The following is a 22894-nucleotide window of genomic DNA, read 5'->3' on the forward strand; positions in this document are numbered from 1 at the left end:
AACAGATTCTTCTACCATAAGTGGAGTTAATTTTTAATGAGGTCGCTGCCACAATTTGGGATCGCGAGGCGTTGTTATTGCCACCCGAGACATAAGCGCCTGCATTGCGCCAGCCATTAATAAGGTAACCTTCTCTCCACGGTTAGTTCTTTGTCTGCATTCCCAGGCCCGTACTCCTGCTTGTTGCACCTTAATGCCGATTTCACGATAGATACCATGAGCAGAAGCGATGACCCAAGCTGAACGCAAAGGTAAACCGACAAGCCCTGTCAGAGCGGAGGTATAATAAGACTCCGCTTCTACAATCAACCGGGATGCCACCCGAGCTAGCGCAGGACGGTTTTCGGTATAAATAAGTGTGTCTGGCATTAGCCCTTCTTGGTAAAGCCATTCTAGCGGAAGATAGCAACGCCCGGCTTTCGCATCCTCAATAATGTCCCGAGCAATGTTAGTTAACTGAAAAGCAATTCCTAGATCGCAGGCCCGATCCAGTACACTCGTCTCGCGAATCCCCATAACCCTTGCCATCATCAGCCCAACCACTCCCGCGACATGGTAGCAATATCTCAGAGTATCATCCAACGTCCTGTAAGGCTCACAGAGTACATCCATTGCGAATCCTTCCAGATGTTCGAAGGCTTGTTGCTGAGGGATTTCATTACTCAGAGCTACTATCTGAAAGGCTGCAAAAGCAGGTTCGGTCATCGGCAAACCGTCATAAGCCTGCCTCGTCAGGTATTGCAGCATTTGAAGTTTCTCGCGGGCGCTATGCTTATCAACACTGCTTATTTGTTTCCCCAGCTCTTGCCCGTCTATTATATCATCACAATAACGGCACCAGGCGTACAGCATCATTGTGCTGTGTCGTGTTGCTGTATCGAAAAGTCGGGTGACACTGGCAAAACTTTTTGAGCCTTGCTCCATTATCTGAGTAATGTGTTTAAGTAGAGCGGGATTCATCTAGCGATATCCTCTAACATCAATGTGGCTGTGGCTTTTGCTGATCCAATCACGCCGGGAATACCGGCTCCAGGATGCGTGCCTGCGCCGACGAGGTACAGATTATCAATGCGGCTGTCCCGATTGTGTGGTCGGAACCAAGCGCTTTGTGTCAGCAACGGTTCAAAGGAGAAGGCCGAACCTAGATGGGCATTTAGTTGGTCACGAAAATCAAATGGGGTAAAAATACGATGAACGACTAACTGCTTGAGCAGACCGGGCATATAGTACTTTTCCAGATACGCGAAAATGCGGTCGCGTAAGCGTGGCCCCTCTATATCCCAGTTTAAATTAGCTGTTCCCAGGTGTGGTACAGGGGCCAGAACATAGTAACTTGCGCATCCTCGGGGAGCAAGGGATGGGTCAGTAACAGAGGGGGCATGGAGATAGAGTGAAAAATCCTCCGCCAGTCGGTCATGATAAAAAATATCTTCGATGAGTTCCTTATAGCGTGGACCAAAGCAAACTGTATGATGGGCTAATTGCGCATGGTGATGGTTCAGACCGAAATAAAGCACGAACAGTGAGTTGCTCATTCGTTTACGCACCAGTGTTCGGGCGCGGGCTATTCCGACCGGATGCTGACCCAACAGGTGCTTATAGGTATGAATAACATCGGCATTTGAGGCCACAACGTCACATGTTATATTTCGTCCATCAATTAATTGTACACCTGTGACCCGATTGTCATGGGTGGTGAAGCGTTTTACCTTTGCATTAAGCTTAATTTCTCCACCAATGTCAGTAAACAATTTCACCATTGCCTCAACCAGGGCGCTGGTTCCTCCACGCGGAAACCAGACTCCCCATTCTCGTTCCAGCGCGTGGATCAAAGTATAGATAGAAGATGCAGCAAAGGGGTTGCCTCCTATCAGTAGCGAGTGAAATGAAAATGCCTGGAGCAGGCTCTCATCTTTGATAAAGCGTGCCACCTGACTATAAACACTACGCCATGCGTGTAGACGTATCAACTGTGGAGCCGCGCTCAACATGTCGCGAAAAGAGAGGAAGGGCGCCGTTCCAAGTTTCAGGTAGCCTTCATGAAAGGTCTCCCGGGAATAGTCCAGAAAGCGTCGATACCCGTTAACATCTCTTGGGTTAAACGTATGGATTTGTGCTTCCAGATGTTGCTGATCATTGTCGTAATCAAACATCTTACCCGACTCCCAACAGAGCCGATAAAAAGGGCGTACGGGAAGTAAATCGACGTAATCAGCCATACGTTTACCAGCCTGTGTAAACAATTCTTCAATGACATTGGGAGCGGTGATTACGGTGGGGCCGGCATCAAAGGTGAACCCCTGTTCCTTATAAACATAAGCGCGTCCACCTGGTTTATCCCGTTGCTCCAAAATACATGTCGGAATTCCCGCAGACTGGAGCCTTATTGCTAGTGCCAGCCCACCAAAACCAGCACCAATTACCAGCGCTTTAATCATGATAAAAATCCTGAAGCTTCTTGTGTTGTTTAAACATTGCCTTTAAGGCGCCCTTTATCGGCACTGGTGGTTTACCTATGAGAATCCGGGCCTTATCGACGGAATTAAGTTGCTCCGCATAGAAACGCGCAATCAGATCTGGGGAAAGTTGATAGAAACGTTGCATTACTTGCCAACGTTGTTGTGGATCCCCTGCCAGGAAGAGCATGCGATTTAGAAGACGGAAAAAGCGCTGATGTTGCCACTGCTGTCGTGCGTAATCCTTGAGGGTAATGAATAAGGAGGTATCGGTAAGCTCCGGCAGAGCGACAATACGATCTGCCAACCGAATGGCGTGTGGCAGAGAGTAGCCTGTTGTGGGGTGAAACAGAGCTGCACGCAACCCACAGGTGGGCTGTCCTGCTAGTTGTGCCCAGAAAGAGGTAAAATCTCCCGTAAGTGTAATTGGAAGACAACCGCTCTCTTCTCGAATGAGTTTACCCAGTTTCCAGCCATGCTTCTTCGCGTACTCTGCGATAGTTGCTTGCGACAAGGTTTTATCAGGTGGCCCCCGATCAACGTAATGAGTGTCCTCTATCAGCAGACGAGTTGAGGAGAACGGCAGGACATAGATAAATCGATAACCTGTATCCTGCCCCACACTGGTATCCATTAAAATCGGGTGGGTTAAAGAGTGCGCCTCTTCCAGTTCCCATTCCTGACCAAAAAATGCCTGGGCGCCACTTTCCATAAATGGTCCTGGTCGCCAGCCTCTCCCATCAATGACTGCGCCGGCACTTAGAGATGTGCCGTCCTGTAAGTAGACTTTCTGTGGAGTTAGCTCCTGTACCAATACACGAGTCTGTATACGCTCGCCCAAATACGCATGGAGTATGTTTGCAAAGTGTTGGGATGTGATACTGAAATATGAATGTGGCAATGTGCGTTGAAATGCTGGAAAAATGACGTCGTAACCTGACCAGCGATAGGTGATCAGCGGTGCTATCCACCCATGTTCCGCCTCAGTAAGATCATGTTGATGAAATGACCACGTGTGATTGCCTCCTATTGCTTCTGTACTTTCAATAAGCAACACTCGCAGATGTGGTTTACACTGTTGGAAACGCATTGCGATCAGCCCGTTGGCCAATCCTCCTCCCACCAAAATCAGATCCCAGTCGTACATCATTTTGTTGATCCTCCGACAATCACAAAGTTATTAACCTCACCAAGAGTCATATACATCACGGAAATTCGTGTTTGTTGAAAGAGATCAAAGATATTCAGTCATAGCGGAAAAACTCATGTTGGTAGCAAAACAGCTGTACGCAGCGCGGCAATATCGGCGCTCCCTGTGCAAAAGCAGGCGATTTTTATCTGCTCAATAATTAATTGGAAATGTTCTATAACTGCATCTGTGGAGAGGGCGGCGCTATGTATGACGGCAGCGGCTTGGCCGACCAATTGTGCCCCCATGCAATAAGCTTTGGCGGCATCAACACCATTTCTGATACCGCCAGAGGCGATCAACGGCATATTTGGGAGTGCCTCGCGTATTTCACGCAGTGCTGTCGCGGTCGGAATTCCCCAGTCAGCAAATGCCATAGCTAATGCGCGGTGATATGGTGTGGATGCTCGTTCTGCTTCAATCGCTGCCCAACTGGTTCCCCCAGCCCCGGCTACATCCAGCATACTGACTCCAGTTTCTGCCAATTGGCGTGCGACAGGAAGCGATAAACCTGAACCTACTTCTTTAACAATTATAGGAACCCCAAGTTTTGTTACGAGTTGTTCAATAGCATATAGAATATGGCGCCAGTTACGGTCTCCTTCCTGTTGCAGCGCCTCCTGTAGCGGATTCAGATGGATAATTAGAGCATCGGCTTCAATCATCTGTACTGCTCGCAGAGCATAATTAAATCCGCGCTCGCCACGAATTTGGGCTGCCCCGAGATTAGCGAAAAGGAGAATATCAGGAGCTATCTGACGTAGTGAGCGACTAAGCCCATCGTTTGCTTCATTTTCAAGAGCAACACGTTGCGACCCGACTCCCATTGAAATTCCCAGTACTTGAGCTGCTTCTGCAAGATGATGATTAATCGCATGAGCACGATGAACCCCTCCGGTCATAGAGCTTATGAGCAGTGGTGCCTGCAAAATTTTTCCAAAGAGGGAACACTTAAGATCTATACTGTCTAGATCCAATTCTGGCAGAGCACAATGCTGAAATCGCCACTCAGCAAACCCCGTACCTACTTGGGACTTAGTTTGAGGAGGACGGAATATAATATCCAGATGCTCATTCTTACGCTGAGTGTGATCGATCTTTTTCATTTTTTTCGGGCCAAGGTTGAAATTAATTAAACATCGCAATACTTTTATCAAACCAGTGTCGTATAAAATATTGTGAAGCTAAATTTCTGCGATACACTATCGCCAAATATTTATCAATGTATCTGATGTGCCTGCGTAAGTGTTTATACACTTTAGATTTTCCGAGCAGCGTAACCATTGTTAACTTTTCCTTATCCTGATACATATCTTTCCCTGTATTATTCAGGTCATCACTCAAGTCATCCAGTAATTGAAACGCCTGCCCCAGATGTTGTGATATATGACGTAATGCCTGGCGAGTTATATCAGGTGCATTCACAGCAATTGCCGCTAATTGAAATGTTGTGTCGAAAAGCAAACCCGTTTTTAAATTGTTGGTGGTAGCAATGGCATGATAATTACCAGCACATAATGTATTGTTCAGATCGCGAAACTGCCCTTGGACAAGACCGTTTAAACCAACTGCATGGGAAAGTATGGCGACAGCAGCGGATTTATCGTATTCAGAAAGGTTTGTTTCTACAATGAGGCCAAAAGCTCGGCTTAGCAAGGCTACAGCCGCTAGGATCGCTACACTTTCACCATACTGCCGGTGAATAGCCGGGCGTCCGCGCCGATACTCAGCATTATCCATGCAGGGAAGATCGTCTAAAATTAATGAGGCTGCATGCACTATTTCAATTGCAGATGCTAACTGTAGAAAGTCAGTCTTCCAGGGGTTTTCTCCAAGATCCAGGACTATGAGCAGCAATAAGAGGGGGCGGATACGTTTTCCAGACACCAGCGTACTTTCTCGCATGGCTGCGCAGACTTTATCATCTGGCGCTCCTAAAGGCAGTACCAGTTCTAGATGCTGTTGTAGTGCACTTTGTAGCTCCAGTAATGTCTCTTCGTAATTCATAGCTCGTGCAGTACTGACGTTCATAAATATTTCCCGAATCACGTAAATAATTTCACTAAGCCATTTGAAAAACAATGATAAGCTTATATTACAATAGGTTTCAGGCTTATATACCCGTCATCTTTCAAGTTGCTTCTTTGTTGGCTGCACTCGCTCACCCCGGTCACATAGTTTGCTATGCTCCCGGGGATTCACTCCCTTGCCGTCGCGATGCATCTTGAAATCCATAGGGTATAGCATAACTTCATTTATCCAGCAGTGATGCATTCCCATAGGAATATGGTGCGGCAAACGTAATCTGCACGCCATTGAGAGATCATCAGCATTTAAAACTACGACATCTGTGCAGTGCAATTTTTCGACATAAACCTTAAAAATAAGCCAACCATCATCTTCTTTAACAGAACCCGGTTTGGCTACAAAAACAGGTTCTTCCGGCAAATCATTATCAAAACTGTGGCTTAATACACTCTTATCAAAACAATCAAATTTAATTATTGATCTCCCTTCACTTTCAGAATCCCCCCAACAAACGAACCAGGCATATCTGTGCTGTCTACCACAGACTGTCGGGTTTATGGCTGGGAAATCAGTATTCCCCTTGAATAAAATTTCTTTATCAACATTCCCGGATGCAGTGCATAAAGTAAAACGACAAAGTTCTGAACTATTATTTTTAAATATATTCTGTGTAAATACTGGGAATGACTTCCAAAATGAAGTGTCGAAAATCACATTCCCATCGGCATCTTCATAACCATTTGCGAAATGAAAAATAAATCCAGGAACTGCATCATAGAATTTCGCATCATGGCATTCTCTTGAAACTAAAAGAACCCGGCCATCTTCACTTTCACGTGAATTCATGGATGCAAGGATGCTTTCATTGCCAATTACATTCCTCAACTTAAGATTTATATGCGGCCCACCTAAAAAAAATAAAAAGTAATTTTTTGTCACTATGAAATCATGAATTAAATACCTTTTCTTAAGCGGAATGTTGCGTATAACCGTCATGTCGCCGGCACTGTTTATTTTGTATAGCGTCAACTTAGATCCAATACCATATGTCACACCAAATCCATATAAATTATCATCGTTTGGTATTTTTTTAGGATGTGCTGTAAATGGTACTTCACGAAGGTTAAGTTTGGGAAGGAAAGAAAATCGTGCTTTTAACTTTCCAGAAAAGTCATATTTTGAAATTGTCTCAAGAGTTACCGGATTAATTAAATGTGGCATCCCTCCTTCCCATAACGCCAGAAGTTTATGAGAATGATACACAATATTTGTATTTGCCGGATTTTTAATAATAAAAAATCTCATCCTGAGTTTTAGTTTTCTGGGGACGGTTCCAACGGAGCGATAAAGTAACCTTTGAGCTTCTTCCTCTTCTAAGTATTCCTTTGTTAACACATGTCTGTTTCTATAGAATATCCCATTATCACTGAACGTTACTTTAAATATCATCCCATCCCCATCAAATGGATGATTATAATATTCGTCTCCTCTATGCAGGCGACCGGGACCAATTCTAAAGAAAGTACCTTTTAACTCTGAAGGAACCTTTCCCTCAATAGGAACTAATTTTGAATCAAGTTCCTCCAACTGAGATTGAAAGGGATTCATATGGTTTTTCGAGAATACAAAATCGCTCAAGCCTTCACCTCTATATTTACAACCGAATAATAGGTAATGATTTAATACTGGAGCTCTATAAAAAGATACAACGATACTAAAGTAACAGTACTGCTCTGAAGATGAACAGTACTATTTTTTTTCAAATGAATTTTTATAACTGAAATCACAAAAAAGAGTTCTGTTACTAACTAACACACCTTTGGTGTGATGGTGTACATGTAGAAGGGTGACTGAAACATTAGGAGCAATGCCAGATAAACGTGTTCTCAGGCTCGGAGCGTGAGAGAGTATAAGCATGAACTGTCCCCCAAATGTTGGACACCAATCCGTACATAAGGGGGCAGTTTAAAAATGCAGGGTATATATGTATTACGAGACATCGATCAAACCAAGATCATTGCTTAATGTCGTACCACTGATATTGTAACTGGCAAGTGCTTGGCTTCCTTTTTTGTATAAAAAAGCTTTACGGGCTTCATTATCATTTCCCCATACCACGAATACATGCATAAAAACTATTGAGCCATCAGGAACTCCAAGATCGCCAGGGTCAACAGTATCTGTTAATCCAAGAGTAATATTATTACCTTGCTGACTTAAATGCTTTTCACCATCTCCATCCATATAACTAAATTGGATTCTGGCAACAAATCCACCTGAATTTTTAAGACTCATCTTGCCAATTTCTTGCAATGTCATTACAGTCTCCTTAGCTATCCAACTATATAAGTAATCTAAGATGTGTTAAATAAAAATAAATCTTACGAATGAAATAAATAACACATTAAAGCTACTATAACAAATAATTATCATATGTATTCTATGAAAAAATAAAAATTATCTTGATGATTACGAAGAATAAATAATTTACTTTCGTTAGATATTTAATTTGGCTCGTGCTTTTTCTTTATAATACAATGAGATATTTTTTTGTATAATAACAGCTTTATTGTTTTAATTGGTGGTAATTTCAATTTATAATGTTTGGTTGTTTATCATGGTAATTGCGAAATAATTACATCGTGAGTAAATAATTTCGTATTTATTTAATAATTCATTGGGTGTTTTCCCATCCTGATTTTTCCGTAGTCGATTATCTAATTAGTTTATGACCATAATTTATCTATTAATGCTTAATTAAAATCTGTACATTTGCATAATTAGTGCAAATGACTTTATCTAATATTATAAGATGATTTTTTGATTTAAAAATAATTCATTAGGTGTTTTGTATTCCAATGTCTGATGTGGGCAATTATTCAGTTTGTTCATAACGAATCCTATTTTCCATTTTGCCACCGATGAAAAGTTTGTTTCCTAATTCTTCTGCCATTTTAAGTTGTTCAAGTAATTCTTCATAAAGTTGTTGCAGGAGGTTGATGGGATGCCGCTGGAGAACTCACTTCAAACCAGCGGCCTGCTCTACAGAATTGACCTAAGGTAAATAGGGTAAAAAATTTCTTAATGCCTCTAGTGTGGGACTTTTTGTCTGAACTCGTATCTAATTTATTGATTATCAGAACAAATTCCCTTCAATACCTTGGCATGATACGCGATATGCTCGCTGATAAAGCTGGCGACGAAATAATAGCTATGATCATAACCAGTGCGCAGATTCAATGTGTAGGGATGCCCGGTGTTTTCGCATACATCCTTCAACAGCTCAGGACGTAATTGCTCTTCAAGAAACGGGTCATCGGTACCGATGTCAATTAACATATGCAATGATTTGGCGCTATTGGTTAGCAGCTCGATTGTGTCATAGGTTTTCCATGTTTCACGATCTTCGCCCAGATAAGCGCGAAAAGCTTTTTCACCCCAAGGAACTTGAGAAGGAGCAACAATTGGTGAAAAGGCCGATACGCTGTGGTAACGATCTGGATTGCGTAGCGCGATCATCAGTGCGCCATGACCGCCCATAGAGTGACCACTAATGGCCCGCGCGCCTGTTACTGGGAAGTGTGTTTCGATCAGTGCCAGTAGCTCTGACACCACATAATCATACATGCGATAGTGCGGCGCCCAAGGTTCCTGTGTTGCGTTGAGGTAGAAACCGGCTCCCTGACCCAAATCATAGGTGTCATCATCTGCAACTTTCTCACCGCGAGGGCTGGTATCTGGGGCGACGAGGATAATACCTTGTTCGGCAGCGTAGCGTTGAGCTCCTGCTTTAGTGATGAAATTCTGTTCATTACATGTTAAGCCCGAGAGCCAATACAGCACCGGTAATTTCTGATGTTCAGCTTGAGGAGGAAGGTAGACTGCAAAATTCATGGTACAGCCAAGCACGGCCGATTCATGCTGATAAACATCCTGCCATCCCCCAAAACAAGCGTGGCGTTCAATCCTCTCCATTCTTTTTCCTCTCTGTAAAACATACAGGTTCACTTATCTCACGGTGAACCTGGGGGTTATCGTTTCCTGTTTTGTTAAAAACTGCCTATTACTGCATGGTTTTTAACTCCCTTAGAACAGCTTAGTAATGGATAACTGTGCGAATGGATTTGCCCTCATGCATCAGATCGAATGCTTCATTAATGCGTTCGAGCGGCAAGGTGTGAGTCACAAAGGGCTTTAACTCAATTTCACCTTTCATTGCCTCTTCTACCATTTTAGGCAACTGACTGCGGCCTTTAACACCACCAAAGGCGGTACCTCGCCACGAACGACCGGTGACTAGTTGGAATGGTCGGGTTGATATTTCCTGTCCTGCACCAGCCACACCAATAATCACTGATTGCCCCCAACCACGGTGTGCGCTTTCGAGCGCCGCACGCATCACATTGACATTACCAATACACTCGAAGGTATGATCCACTCCCCATTCCGTCATCTCAATAATGACCTGTTGAATAGGTTTGTCGTAATCATTCGGATTCAGGCAGTCGGTTGCGCCGAACTGTCTTGCCAGCTCAAATTTTGCCGGATTTGTATCAATGGCAATGATCCTGCCAGCTTTTGCCTGACGAGCGCCTTGTATTACGGCAAGGCCAATGCCGCCGAGTCCAAAGACGGCAACGGAATCACCGGACTGTACTTTAGCTGTATTATGCACGGCACCGATGCCGGTAGTGACACCGCAACCCAGCAGGCACACCTCTTCATGGTTTGCTTCCGGGTTGATTTTTGCCAGTGATACTTCGGCTACGACTGTGTATTCGCTGAATGTGGAGCATCCCATATAATGATAAATAGGCTGCCCTTTGTAGGAAAAACGGCTTGTGCCGTCCGGCATTACGCCTTTTCCTTGAGTTGCCCGCACGGCGACACACAGGTTGGTTTTTCCTGATTTGCAGAACAGGCACTCTCCGCATTCTGCGGTATAAAGAGGGATAACGTGGTCACCGGGTTTGACGCTGGTGACGCCTTCACCAACTTCAACGACTACGCCGGCGCCTTCATGCCCGAGTATGACAGGAAAAACGCCCTCCGGATCATCTCCTGACAGGGTGAAGGCATCCGTATGACATACGCCGGTATGACTGATTTTGACCAGCACTTCACCGGCTTGGGGCGGGGCTACATCGATTTCAATAATTTCAAGGGGGCGGTCCGGTCCGAATGCAACAGCGGCTCGTGATTTCATAATCTCTCCTTTTGGAATAGACAGTGCTATGTGTTTACGAATACAGATTAATAAAGTCAAGCGAGTTGTCAGCGAAGATATCTTTGTAATAGTTTATTAAGAATATGATTTCGCATCTGTAGAAATGGTACAAAAATTTTAACATTAATACGTGTTTTTAAAATAGCTTACTTGAGATAAGTGGAAAACAGTGATTCGTGATGGGCATAGATGTTCTTTCAGGAAAAGGCGGGTTGCGGGGAAATAACCTAACTTTGCACTATTCATTGCGAGTTCCATAATATCCAACATAGCTCTACTGGCTGGCAAAGTATCGGTTAAGCAACGAGATTCTTGGGAGTTATTCACAAATAAGCCAGAAATGTCTACTGGAATAAGAGTGACTTCAATGCTTCCTCAGGGGTAAATTTCTAATGCTGTAATTGAAGGATAATATGTGAAATGTAATTAATTTATAAAAAAGGCCTTCATAAATAATTGACCTATTTTGGTCTTTTCTTTTCCTATCTGAACAGACTGTTCAATACTCAGCATCAACTATGTATTGAACTCATTCACTTTTGCGAGCATGATCGCAGTTCATTCACCAATTTAGCTAATAGTTATGACTTCACCCGCAGCACTGCAAACAGCGATATCAAAACTCACCGTCTGGCGTAAAGGCGATCAACGCGCACCACATAAGCCATTACTGCTATTGTATGTGTTGTCTGAGTACAAAAAAGGGCATGAGCAACTATTTAATTACGGTGATGAAATTCATCAACCACTATTACAATTACTCACCGATTTTGGCCCCAGTCGCAAAAAACACTATCCTTCAATGCCTTTCTGGCGTTTACGGGGAGATGGCTTCTGGGAACTGGAAAATGCAGAACATTGCACACCACGTCCGAGAAGCAAAGAGCCACCAAAACAAGAACTTATTGAGCATCAGGTTGCCGGAGGTTTTGATTCAGCCAGTTTTCAGTTATTGCGCTGTCAGCCTGCACTTGTTGATGAACTGGCACAACAGATCCTTAATGAACATTTCCCTGAAAGCGTTCAGGTAAGCCTGGCTGAGCGACTAGGTTTTGATATTAACAAGGGGCTAAATAGCCGTGATCCACGTTTTCGTGGTATGGTTTTACGCGCTTATCACTACCGCTGCGCCGTTTGTGGCTATGATTTACGTCTGGATGGCTCACTGGTCGGTCTGGAAGCCGCCCACATCAAATGGAAACAGTTCGGTGGCCCTTGCCTTGTGGAGAATGGTTTGGCACTTTGCACACTTCATCATTCCGCTTTTGATAGAGGTGCAATTGGCATAGACGAGAATCTGAAAATTAAGATCTCTGATGGAGTCAATCGTAGTCCGGTTGTTGAGCAATTGTTCTGGGCCAGAGATGGCGAAAGCCTTTATCTGCCGCGTAATCGTCAGTATTATCCGGCAGATAGATTTATTGAATGGCACCAGACTCAGGTATTTAAGACATAAATAAAGTCAATTTGTGTTGCATTTCTTCCTGTATAGTTATTTGCCTCCTCTCGAAGTTCCTGTAAGTGGATGGAAACTGCTTTATCCAGGGCCTCAATAACATCAAAAACGATGCTGTATGCCACCGAAATAGCCCATGAGCATTCTTCGTTCTCATCGGTGTTAGGTAGATTATTCGTAACCAAGGAAAGAACAGAGCGTGCTTTCTTCAACTGCGCTGACTGCTGGTTGGTATCAGTAAAATCGATGGTCATTATTTGTTTCCTTTTCGGGCCAATTCTTCAACCAGCCAATGAGCAACATTGCCGGTTAATTTACTAAGCAAGGAGTAAATAACCTGAGATTTGTTTAAGAAGGAAACTAAGTACCTGAGGCACGATCAAAGTTTTTGCTAAAGAAAACAAAATCGTGGAGATCTTCAGGTATGTCTAATTTCGAAGAGCTTTACTGCTGCGTCGATAACTTTTGCCAAAAATTTATTTCACTCTGGCATCAACAGTTAATTAAAAATGGCTTGCTCAAATGTCACTGTGAAGTTCCCTTTTCTTTCAGTGAAGTGATGACTACCCGCATTTTATTCCACATGAGTCATTATCATAATTTTAAAACGTTTTATATTCAGTATGTAAAACAATATCTTAAGGCCGATTTTCCCAAGTTGGTTAGCTACACCCAAATGTTAATTTTGAAGCAAGGGGCGCTCATTCCTCTATGTGCTTTTTTACGTTACGAAAGGCTGAAACCCGGGGGATTGCTTTTATTGATTCAACTAAAATTGCCGTTTGTCACAACTTCCGGATTCCCTGTCATCAAGTATTTAAGGGTGCCGTACAACGAGGGAAAACGAGTACGGGTTGGTTTTATGGCTTTAAACTTCATCTGGTTATCAATGGTTGTGGTGAGCTTTTCTTATACATTCCAGCCTAAAAAGCCGAGCTTGAATTTACGAGATTGTGATATGGTTATCCTTAAGCGAAACTGAGGTTAAATAGCAAGATCTAAAGGGAGGTCGCTAATATCTCTTAACCGCTTACCGTCTATCATGGTTGTGAGTAGCTCTAAACTTTCTTCTAAGTTCAATTCCTGACAACATTCAAGCAATTCATACAGTGCAAAATGATAAACATAATCCATGTCACCAGTTCCAAGAGCCAGAGACGCAATACGACTTGCCATTGGTTCCGCTGTGACGGAAGTAATGTGTGGTGCTCGCCCTTTTCTGGTTCGGATTAAATTTAGAGCTTCTGTTCTGGTATTCTGAGCACGGTCAGAACGCATTGTAAATTTACAAGATATACTTGCGTGGAGAAGGGAATGAGGATTTCCTTTATGATTTACTTCTCTTAGCATTGTATTTTTGCTGCTAAGATTATCTACTACATCGATAGATTGATTAATGTCTTCATCCGGTTCTGGTTTTCTTGAGATAATTACATCCGGTGCAACTGTATAGCTGTCGCCGAGGAAGTTGCGTAATGTTTTGTTTTCCTGAGCAAGTATAGTAAGTTCAGAGAGGTGGGAATATTGTTCAAATTGGCCGAGGATTGCTCCACTGCGATGATGAACTTGTGCTATAGACCATTTTCCTGGCCGGAGGGTGTCCAGCGTGGGAAATGTATCGTTTAAAAATTTGGCACAGGCTGCTTCAAATTCGTTTCCGGTTGTTTGCCCATCCTTCTTCTTTTCAGAAATCTCCGGATAGATATCTAAACGATGAGCAAGTTTATCAAAGAGTAGGTTAGAAAGAAGAACACTTATACGTTGACCACTGTCTGCATTGCTCGCTATTCGTGTTTCTCCGTATTTATTGAACTTTGAAAAGGCCAAAGTCCTTTGTTCAATGAGTATACGGTGAAATTCATCGCGTTGCTGGGAAATTAATCCTTTCATGCTGCGTTACTCCTTTCTTGTATAACGGCAAGAATTACATCTCGAATGCTTTTACCAACGGCTTGAGCGACAGGTGGTGGAAATGCATTTCCTACCTGCCTGTAAGCATTTGTTTTTGAGCCAACGAATGTCCATTCGTCCGGAAAACCTTGTATACGGGCAGCCATACGTACATTTAGTAATGGCATATTCTCATATCCCTCTTTGATGGAGCCATCGCGTAATAAAACACCTTTAAAGTCTGGGCCGGGAATTTCATTGTCAGATCCTACCCGATGAGCATATACGCCGAGAGCTTGCCATTGACGCTTAGCACGAGAGGGACCTAAATCTGGGCCGCCATGTTTTTTTGAGCCTCCAACCAGCGTTGGAGCAATGGAATTGGCTCGCTCTTTCCAGTGATCAACACCGCTCCATCCTTTGGAAGCCATTAAATCATAGAGAGCTTCGCCTACACTGACAGGAATAGATGTCGTTGCTTCAGGCCAGCGGAATTTGTCAAAATAAGGTGCTTCTATTGCTACCAAAATAGCTCTTGGCCGGAGTTGAGGAACGCCAAAATTGCTGGCTTGCAGTAATCGCCATTCTGATTTATAACCGAGTTTCTTAAGTTCATTCTGGATAAGATCACGATATTGCGAAAATTTATTATCCAACAGCCCTGCTACGTTCTCGATCATTACTGCGATTGGTTTGACTGCTCGAACAACCTGAAGTGCGGCAGGGAACAGATCTCGCTCGTCGTCTTTCCCTAACTGGAGGCCAGCCTTGCTAAACGGTGGACAAGGAACACCACCTGCGACGAGCTCTACCTGTCCTCGGTATTTTACAGCGTCTTCCTCTGCAAAACGCCGAAGATCATCTTGTAGGATTGGTCCCCAATTAAGTGCTAAGGCTTTGTTGTTATGATGAAGAGTTGCACATGCGTGCTCATCTATCTCAATGAGAATGCTATGTTTGAAGCCTGCTTCATGGAGTCCCAAAGCCTGACCTCCCGCACCAGCACACATTTCTATTGTCCGCATCTTTAATCCCATAATTCTTACTCAAGAATACTGATTATATTAACAGTTGCTTTCCATATTCGGGAATAGATTGGTGAGCACAACTGGTAGAATATTCTGGTATCTCTGAGCTGTATCGCAACATGTTTTGCAATGTTTGTAAACGTTGAGTGACAATTGTGCATGTAAAATAAACTTATTGGGAGTGATGTTGTAAAATAAAGTAAATAATATCAATTTGTTATTGCTATGTGACGTGTTTTTCAGTTTTGTGTCTGAACATTTTATATTGAGCATTTGTTATACATTCTTCATAATCTTCTCCTGGTATTCAGAAAAGAGGAGGTAAGAATCTTGGTCCTGTTTAAGATGGTATAGGCAAGCAATTTTTCCCATAGTGGAGAAAGATGCTATGAAATATTAAAGAGAATTGACAATGGATACTCTTTCTAAACAGCAGCGCTCTAAAAATATGAGAGCAATACGCTCTCAAAATACAAAACCAGAAAGGATTATATCTGACATATTGTGTTTAATGGATGTTGATTATATACCTCACAGTGATGAATTGTGCGGGAGACCCGATTTTGTATGTGAAAATTATAAGTCAGTGATATTCGTAAATGGCTGCTTTTGGCACAGACACTTATGTTATCTATTTAGATGGCCTGAGACAAGAAAAGATTACTGGTATGATAAATTACATAAAAACGCAAAAAGATTTAATTATACAGTTAATAAACTGAATGATAGTGGTTATAAAGTTCTTGTTATTTGGGAGTGTGCTTTGAAGGGAAAGAAAAAAATTGATTTATCTATTATAAAGGATTGTATTGAAGAATGGCTTTGTGCAGGAGATAAAAATTGTGAAATCGATACAAGTGGCATAAAAGGTATTAGTGTGATTACCGAGGGAGACTGACGGGCCAATTCCCGAGGGACTTTGTCGTTTCAGTATACCTGCTTCTGGCTTAATTTGTATTAGCGGCGACTTGATCTGGCACTGGACCTTGAAAGGTTGAGAGTTACCGGTTTTGATATGGATGTCGAATCCTTATACAAAACACAAGAGGTAACTCCCATGTATCATACTAATAATCCTATCATCAAACACAAAGCGGGTTTGCTGAATTTGGTTGAGGAAGGAGGCGTCGAAGCATTAATCAATCGCAATCGTCGTGGTCCTAACCTTAAAAACAGGACCGATGTGGCAACAGAACAGATTGTTATCGACTATGCCATTGAGTTTCCTGCTCACGGACAGCATCGGACCAGTAACGAATTGCGCAAAAAAGGCATTTTCATCTCGGGTAGTAGTGTTCGTTCTGTGTGGTTGAGACATGACCTAGAGAACTTCAGAAAATGCCTGAAAGCACTTGTGGAGAGTGGCCAGAGAAAGCATTGAACTCAATGAGGCGCAAGTCGCGGCGCTGGAAAGGAAAGCGCATGATGATGAAGCTAATGGCGAAGTTGAAACGGCTCATCCTGGCTATTTGGGGTCGAAGGATACATTCTACGTCGGGAACCTGAAAAGGGGGGGACGTATTTACCAGCAGACTTTTGTCGATACGTATTCCAAAGTGGAACACTGTAAGTTTTATACCAGCAAAACGTCGATTACGGTGGCAGACCTGCTAACGATGGTGTTTTGCCGTTTTATCAATATCAGGGCCTCTCCGTATTGAGAATACTGACTGATCGCGGAACAGAATTCTGTGACCGGGTTGAACAGCATTATTATCAGCTTTACTTGACAATTAATGATATTGACCGCACAAGAACGAAAGAACTGTCGCGACAACCGAATGATATCTATGAAATGAACGCTTCCATAAAACGATTCTACAGGGATTTTATCAGGTGACGTTCCGTAAAAAACTTTATAGCAATCTTGCAACCTGAAAGCGGTTCTTGATATCTGGCTGACGTATTATGATAATGAGCGGACACATTAGGGAAAAATGTGCTGTGAGCGTACTCCGACGGAAACGTTACTGGATGGAAAGCGAATCTGGGCGGAGAAGGATCTGAACCGGATTTAATCTGACAGACGCTTGTATAAATAACCGGTAACTGTCAGATCAAGCCTGAGCTAATACAGCTTACCTGACTGCAAGCCGACCAGAACAGCAGGGGATTACATACATAAGTTACCTACAGACAAGCAGCTTGCACCAAAAGTTGAGGCCACCCAGATGTTCTTTCGACAGAAATAGCTGATAAAATTTTCGCCCTTTCGAATTACTAGCTCTGGTCATTCTTATGTAGCTGATAAGAGGGTATATTTATAAATGGAGCCGCAATGAAACTCTCAGATCTTGGTAGCAGAATATGTATCATAGGACCATCAAATAGCGGGAAATCCACACTGGCTAATGCAATTTCGGAAAAACTCAATCTGAAAGCCACGCATTTGGACCAACTTTTTCATTTAGCTGATTCAGATTGGCAACCGCGCCTTTATGATGAATTTATTACATTACACGATAAAGTAATAAATGAAGATAAATGGGTTATAGATGGAAACTATAAAAAAGCGCTTCCTCAGCGTCTTTCCCGGGCTACCGGATTAATTTTATTAGATATCCCTACTTTGCTAAGCTTGTCTCGATATATGAATAGGACTTTACTCCAAAGTCACCGACATGGTGGTCTTTCTGGGGCTAAAGAACGCATAAAATGGGAGATGATACATCACATTATTTTCGCCGTACCCAAAAACAAAAAACGTCATACTGAAATATACGAAAGTTTGTCAATTCCCAAGATAAAACTCATGTCAGTGAAAGAAATTAATCAGCAATATGAAGAGTGGGAGCTTTCTCATTATTTAAATCGGTGAGAAAGGGAAACAGCAGTAATTTGTATAAAAATAATCATTGAACTACATCTTGCATTTGATTCTTTCTTATTGAGAGTAGTTCATTACCCACTCTTTATTAGAGTTTTGGTTATCCTTGGATAAACTCATATATGTGTTTGTCATATAAAAGAGGTTGTCAAATCGAAAAAAGGAAAAATATCTGGCTTGTTGCTATTATCCAGATATTGCTCATGGATAATGGTGCTTATGGTATGGCGAAAGCTGTAGCCTATTAGCCTGCTACACAATGTAGATTTCAGCGGGCTTTACTCGACTTCTGGAGCGCAATGATAGCATAATTAATTGTATTTACTATAGTTTATTGGTTTGGCTAGACCCTGCAGGATTGAACATTGAGCCATAACATATTGTATAATACATTAAATTTTATGTTCAATTTTTATAGATGCCCCAAATACTTTCCCTCCTTAGGTCATATTAGTTCTTTATTCAACACAATTGACATATGGTTCATGTCGTGACAAGTAACAAATAATGTTCTTTAGTGAACATGAGCATGTATAACCTGCGATATTTACTCCATCATTCTAGAATCTGAATAAGCATAATTAAATGGTTCCATTAGGTAGACTGAATCTCTGAATTTTTATCGGAAAACACATTTTTTCATTTGAATGACCTGCAAAAGAGACTTCAACTGTAATATAATGCAAGAAATAATCAATTGCTTAATAACATAAAAAATACCCAAAGTGATGTAAGTTCTTCATGCCGTATAACTAGTTGTATACAAAATAATTTGTTATACTAAATGCATCATTAAGATTTAAACTAACATCAAAATCACGATAATCAGAAATGGTGAACTATAATGATCGATATCAGTTCTGCTAAAGTAGAAAAATTAATTGTTCATAGAGTAGGTAATAAAATAAGAGAAGAAGGATTTAGGTTCTCAGCTAACGAAGCATACACAAGTGACAATCTAGATGATTTATTATTAAAACATTACCTATTACCTCTTTCTAAGACTGATTCTTGTTTTCAATTTTGTCATGAATCAGATATAACACTTAACGAGATGTATCAGTTTTCTTCTCGGATTTTCACTAACCCTCAAAACTTTAAAGAACAATCAGTAAATATTGCAAAACATTTATACAGTGCATCTACCCACCCCAATATATCTGGCGGAGATTTTATTATTATACTTTTCTCCGATATAAAATTAGACAAAAAATCTTCCTATGGAATAGCAACATTAAGAATAGAAAGAAAAGATGATTATTTAGATATAAGAGATAACAATGGTATATTTCAACCACAAGAGAAAACTGGAATTTCATTAGCGAAAATACAAAAAGGTGCATTAATTCTATCAAACACGAATATAATATACGCCATAGATAGTTTGGGGCAAAAGACAAAATATTGGTTTGATTCATTTTTAAAATCAGTTCCTATAAAAACACCATTCTCTTGCGCTAAAGCTGGGGGGGAAATTTTAAAATCCATATCCGCCAAATTAAAAAAAACATCAGCATCCTTTAATCTTAACAATGAAATTGATAGTAAGATAGAATCCTCTGATCAAATTTCATTGAAATCTATAAAAGAAATAGCAAAAAATTATTTAAACTCAGAAGAAGTTGATACTGTTCTGTCTAGCGTTAGTGAAAAATTTGGGTTTGATTTATCCGATGATATAAATATTGACTCACATATTTTAAGAAACTATGCAAGAAAAATAACCAGCAAAACTAAAATTGATGATGGTATTAGTTTATTAATTACTAATAAAAATCATCATATTGAAAATATTTCAGTAAAAAAAACTAGTTCTGGACTACAGGCTCTTATCGACATCAGCATAAAGGGATAATAAAATGGGTGAAAATTCCAAAAAATCAGGTGAAATAGGAGAAAAAATCACCAATAAAATTCTATCCAGCATTGGTTGGAAGGAGTCATTAAACAATGTATCGATTAAGTGTAATAGCCCTGGACACTTAACAGAGTCAGGAAGAAAAAGAGCAACTCATGGAGAAGATCAGATATATATTTATCATAGCCCATTCCATGATGAAACGACTAACATTGTACATATATCAGTCAAAAATAATATACATAAATATCCCGCAGAAGGGACATTGAAAAATAAATTTAAAGAATATATTAACGAATTACAAAAAACCATTGATTGTGCTAAATACAGCCCTGAGCTAAAAGAACTAAGCACAGCAAATAGTGCCAGAAAGAACAAAGTTCACTCAGGTCTACTTATTTGGCTTCATAATGATAATACTAATATCGAATCCGATATAATATCAACTTTAGCAACAACACGCATAGAACAAAATATAAAAACACCAATTTATGTGATTGATAATGCTAGAGCGTCATTTCTTCTAAAGACAATAGATGATATTAATCGTAAGTTTGATAGTAATAAAATAAAATTTTTCTATCCTAAAATAGGCTCTTCTATTCTAGTTGAAGAAAACCGTACTGGGAACAATCTACCTTTAGAGTTAATTGCATCAGATATAATACCTTTCACTGTCGAAGAAGATAATGGGTTAAGCTTGGTTTTTTATGCTAATCAGACATTTAGTTCCGATGCTTACAAAAAGTTAATATCATACGCATTACAATTTTCAAACGGATTAGTCCCTAAAATAACAATTGGAATGCCTGATTACAATCCAACAAAACATGAACAAGATGCCAAAATAGCAAGAATGAACTTCTCAAATAGAAATGAATCTATAATTCCATTTTCATTTAGTCGCTCAATTCTTAGTTTACTGGAGTAATATTGTGGGAAATAAATTCGATATTAAATCAAATATATTAGCAGGAAATGAGCTAAGAGTTCTCCTGAATAGTGATCATATCTCTTATGGTGAAATACATAACACCATGAAGAAAAAGGGTATTTTTATTGGTGATTCAGGAAAATCGATTACTATACCGCTTTTATCATCTACGCTACTTACGCCTGACGAATTTTCTCATCTGATAGAAACAAGTGTAAGCAGAGAATCTATTCCTAAAAATAAAACACTTTCTCATGAATTATTAGCAGATGATGTAGATTGGATTACCCCTCTTAAAGATATATTTGAAGATCAAGAAAATGGAAATAAATTAATCTTCGGCATGGATAACATTTTGTTTGTTGATTATCCTGATGTAGTAGTTGAAGACAAAAATAAAATAAGGATCAACTACAAAGTTAATAGAAAGGATTATAGCAAAGATTGGATTGAAAGAGAGCTTAATTTTTCAGGAGATATAACTATTGAACATGTAGGGAATAAATTAAAACTTGATCTCTTAACTACTCATTCATCTAAAGAAACTGAAAAGATAAACAAAAAAATAACCTCACAAATATCAAAAAAATTACATAATTTAAATATTGTTAAATCAGAATCTCCAAATATAATTACATTTAACTCATTTACAAATGAAGAAAGAGTACGTTTTTTTAAAAGATTAACAGCAGGAAAGCCAAAGAATTTATCTATTGGTACTGTTGACAATATAGAAATAAACCTTGATCCTAATGGACCATCAATACCTAACGACCCAAAAATATCATGGATGGATAAAACAGTAAAGAGAGTAAAAATAGATGGAGAACGACTTAATGATATATTCCTCATTTCAGATGAAAAATATTATATTTATTTTCACATTCAGAAAATGGATATAGAGTTCGAATTTTCATTTGGTCAAAATTCAGGAAAATGCAAAGTTTCTTTTTCGTTTAGCACTCTAAGTAAACGAAATGGAAAAATAGAAAATAGTGAATTTATTTTTTCTTGTTCAAGAGTTAAAGTGGATAATACTACAAACGCTGATGCAAAAAGAACAATAGAAAATAAAATTAATATGTGTCTAAAGAAACTGATAGAAGAGAAATTTGATGAAATACTTTCAGAAAGAAAGGAAGGTTAAAATTTAATTCTTATAATAAATATCATAATTGAATAGAAAAGTATATAAAAAGGATCATATTGGTCCTTTTACACCATCATAAAAGGAATTGCTTACAGAATATAGAAAACACATTTGACTCCCATGTATAGAAAAATACGCGACGCAGTACGAAAATATATCCCACATATTTCATATCAGCCGTGATCATAATATAATAATTATGAATGATACTTTATCTCATGGCTGATTTCACTGATATTAGCACTATTTAATCGAAACTTTTCGGGCCGCCCGTTCAATAAGTTGACCATCCATATCGAAATATCGATTCGGCCAGATTTCTGAGAGGGGGATTCCGAGATAATCTGTAATTATCTATTCACCTTTAGGCCAAGGCCGACTGAGTGTATTGGCTAATGTAGATGAACTGACTCCCGCTTCACGAGAAACAGCCGCTAAGGTTGTTCCACGCTTACGTAATACAGCAATTATATCCGCTTGATGTAGGCGTGAGCCTGTAAGAATCATGTTGCCCTTTTGCTGCGGCGTCACTTTCAGCGGTAAACCTACAAATGTGACGCCTTAAGTTCTGCGAACGGTTAGCAAAAGTAGTGCGAGCGTTAAAATGCTAACAGGCACAGCAAAACGCTGCAAGGCTAAGTGTCAGGTAGCTGCAATAAGTTAATTGTTTGGGTGTAGAGAAACCATCCACTGAATATTTCAACCAGAGATAGTTAGAGGTGTAAGCTGTATGAGTGAAAGCCACCCTGCACGTATAAAGTGAAATGAGATCAAGACGTAGCTCAATTCCATTAGGTAAAAGACAAATGAAATTACGATCTGATGCTGATATACAAAGTAAGTGCATGACT

The 22894-nt window shown here is 40.4% G+C and carries 18 protein-coding genes and 3 pseudogenes; 8 read left to right on the forward strand and 13 right to left on the reverse strand.

The annotated features are described in order from the left end of the window. Positions 1 to 33 precede the first annotated feature (33 nt). From crtB to EAE93_RS14865, 9 genes are all read right to left on the reverse strand, one after another. Entirely contained in the window at positions 34 to 960 is a 927-nt protein-coding gene (gene crtB / locus EAE93_RS14825) for a 15-cis-phytoene synthase CrtB (protein ID WP_110085916.1), read from the reverse strand. Beyond that, positions 957 to 2438: a phytoene desaturase gene (locus EAE93_RS14830; protein WP_214039989.1), complete on the reverse strand. Its 1482-nt coding sequence runs from the start codon at positions 2436 to 2438 to the stop codon at positions 957 to 959. The genes crtB and EAE93_RS14830 overlap by 4 nt, the downstream gene beginning before the upstream one ends. Beyond that, complete coding sequence (gene crtY, locus EAE93_RS14835; protein ID WP_214039990.1) at positions 2431 to 3606, reverse strand: lycopene beta-cyclase CrtY; 1176 nt, start codon at positions 3604 to 3606, stop codon at positions 2431 to 2433. Before crtY ends, EAE93_RS14830 begins: the two co-directional genes overlap by 8 nt. Before the next feature lie 113 nt (positions 3607 to 3719). Continuing rightward, on the reverse strand, positions 3720 to 4751 hold the full coding sequence (fni, locus tag EAE93_RS14840) for a type 2 isopentenyl-diphosphate Delta-isomerase (RefSeq protein WP_214039991.1): 1032 nt from the start codon (positions 4749 to 4751) through the stop codon (positions 3720 to 3722). A 22-nt stretch (positions 4752 to 4773) separates the two neighbouring features. Beyond that, positions 4774 to 5676 carry a polyprenyl synthetase family protein gene (locus EAE93_RS14845; RefSeq protein ID WP_040153855.1) on the reverse strand — a complete coding sequence of 301 codons (903 nt, stop codon included), beginning with the start codon at positions 5674 to 5676 and terminating at the stop codon, positions 4774 to 4776. Positions 5677 to 5769: 93 nt separating this feature from the next. Beyond that, positions 5770 to 7311, reverse strand: coding sequence for a carotenoid oxygenase family protein (locus EAE93_RS14850; RefSeq protein ID WP_214039992.1), 1542 nt, complete (start codon positions 7309 to 7311; stop codon positions 5770 to 5772). Positions 7312 to 7662: 351 nt separating this feature from the next. Further along, a complete protein-coding gene (locus tag EAE93_RS14855) occupies positions 7663 to 7992 on the reverse strand; it encodes a hypothetical protein (protein ID WP_036811608.1) in 330 nt (109 codons plus the stop codon). A gap of 807 nt (positions 7993 to 8799) precedes the next feature. Next, positions 8800 to 9648, reverse strand: a complete 849-nt coding sequence (gene fghA, locus EAE93_RS14860) for an S-formylglutathione hydrolase (RefSeq protein ID WP_214039993.1) — start codon at positions 9646 to 9648, stop codon at positions 8800 to 8802. A gap of 121 nt (positions 9649 to 9769) precedes the next feature. Then, positions 9770 to 10879, reverse strand: coding sequence for an S-(hydroxymethyl)glutathione dehydrogenase/class III alcohol dehydrogenase (locus tag EAE93_RS14865; RefSeq protein WP_110090867.1), 1110 nt, complete (start codon positions 10877 to 10879; stop codon positions 9770 to 9772). A 604-nt stretch (positions 10880 to 11483) separates the two neighbouring features. Here EAE93_RS14865 and EAE93_RS14870 point away from each other — a divergent pair. Then, complete coding sequence (locus tag EAE93_RS14870) at positions 11484 to 12356, forward strand: phosphorothioated DNA-binding restriction endonuclease (RefSeq protein WP_105397541.1); 873 nt, start codon at positions 11484 to 11486, stop codon at positions 12354 to 12356. Here EAE93_RS14870 and EAE93_RS14875 read toward each other — a convergent pair. Next, positions 12338 to 12610 (reverse strand): hypothetical protein, encoded by a 273-nt coding sequence (locus tag EAE93_RS14875; RefSeq protein WP_105397542.1) that lies wholly within the window; start codon positions 12608 to 12610, stop codon positions 12338 to 12340. The genes EAE93_RS14870 and EAE93_RS14875 overlap by 19 nt on opposite strands. A 170-nt stretch (positions 12611 to 12780) precedes the next feature. Here EAE93_RS14875 and EAE93_RS25595 point away from each other — a divergent pair. Continuing rightward, positions 12781 to 13262, forward strand: a pseudogene (locus EAE93_RS25595) (transposase); the annotation flags it as partial. A 78-nt stretch (positions 13263 to 13340) separates the two neighbouring features. Here EAE93_RS25595 and EAE93_RS14885 read toward each other — a convergent pair. Together EAE93_RS14885 and EAE93_RS14890 are read right to left on the reverse strand one after the other, a co-directional pair. Beyond that, the gene (locus tag EAE93_RS14885; RefSeq protein WP_105397544.1) at positions 13341 to 14246 is read right to left on the reverse strand and encodes an NgoMIV family type II restriction endonuclease; all 906 of its coding nucleotides are present in this window, start codon (positions 14244 to 14246) and stop codon (positions 13341 to 13343) included. Further along, entirely contained in the window at positions 14243 to 15271 is a 1029-nt protein-coding gene (locus EAE93_RS14890) for a DNA cytosine methyltransferase (RefSeq protein WP_250151041.1), read from the reverse strand. Before EAE93_RS14890 ends, EAE93_RS14885 begins: the two co-directional genes overlap by 4 nt. A gap of 415 nt (positions 15272 to 15686) precedes the next feature. Between EAE93_RS14890 and EAE93_RS14895 the strand changes: the two genes are divergently transcribed. The 6 genes and pseudogenes from EAE93_RS14895 to gapS4b all read left to right on the forward strand — a co-directional run bounded on the left by EAE93_RS14895 (position 15687) and on the right by gapS4b (position 22040). Next, on the forward strand, positions 15687 to 16172 hold the full coding sequence (locus EAE93_RS14895; protein WP_105397546.1) for a very short patch repair endonuclease: 486 nt from the start codon (positions 15687 to 15689) through the stop codon (positions 16170 to 16172). A 159-nt stretch (positions 16173 to 16331) separates the two neighbouring features. Next, a pseudogene (locus EAE93_RS14900) lies at positions 16332 to 17292 on the forward strand (transposase family protein). 260 nt (positions 17293 to 17552) lie between these two features. After that, positions 17553 to 18092, forward strand: a complete 540-nt coding sequence (locus tag EAE93_RS14905; protein WP_110085910.1) for a GTPase — start codon at positions 17553 to 17555, stop codon at positions 18090 to 18092. Between the two features lie 853 nt (positions 18093 to 18945). Further along, a complete protein-coding gene (locus EAE93_RS14910) occupies positions 18946 to 19956 on the forward strand; it encodes a nucleoid-associated protein (protein WP_214039994.1) in 1011 nt (336 codons plus the stop codon). 4 nt (positions 19957 to 19960) lie between these two features. Further along, on the forward strand, positions 19961 to 20890 hold the full coding sequence (gene gapS4a / locus EAE93_RS14915) for a GapS4a family protein (RefSeq protein WP_110085907.1): 930 nt from the start codon (positions 19961 to 19963) through the stop codon (positions 20888 to 20890). 4 nt (positions 20891 to 20894) lie between these two features. Beyond that, positions 20895 to 22040 (forward strand): GapS4b family protein, encoded by a 1146-nt coding sequence (gene gapS4b, locus EAE93_RS14920; protein WP_110085906.1) that lies wholly within the window; start codon positions 20895 to 20897, stop codon positions 22038 to 22040. 246 nt (positions 22041 to 22286) lie between these two features. Here gapS4b and EAE93_RS14925 read toward each other — a convergent pair. Beyond that, positions 22287 to 22550, reverse strand: a pseudogene (locus EAE93_RS14925) (helix-turn-helix domain-containing protein). Positions 22551 to 22894 lie beyond the last annotated feature (344 nt).

Source organism: Photorhabdus akhurstii (genome assembly GCF_018448925.1).
Taxonomy (GTDB): Bacteria; Pseudomonadota; Gammaproteobacteria; order Enterobacterales; family Enterobacteriaceae; genus Photorhabdus; species Photorhabdus akhurstii.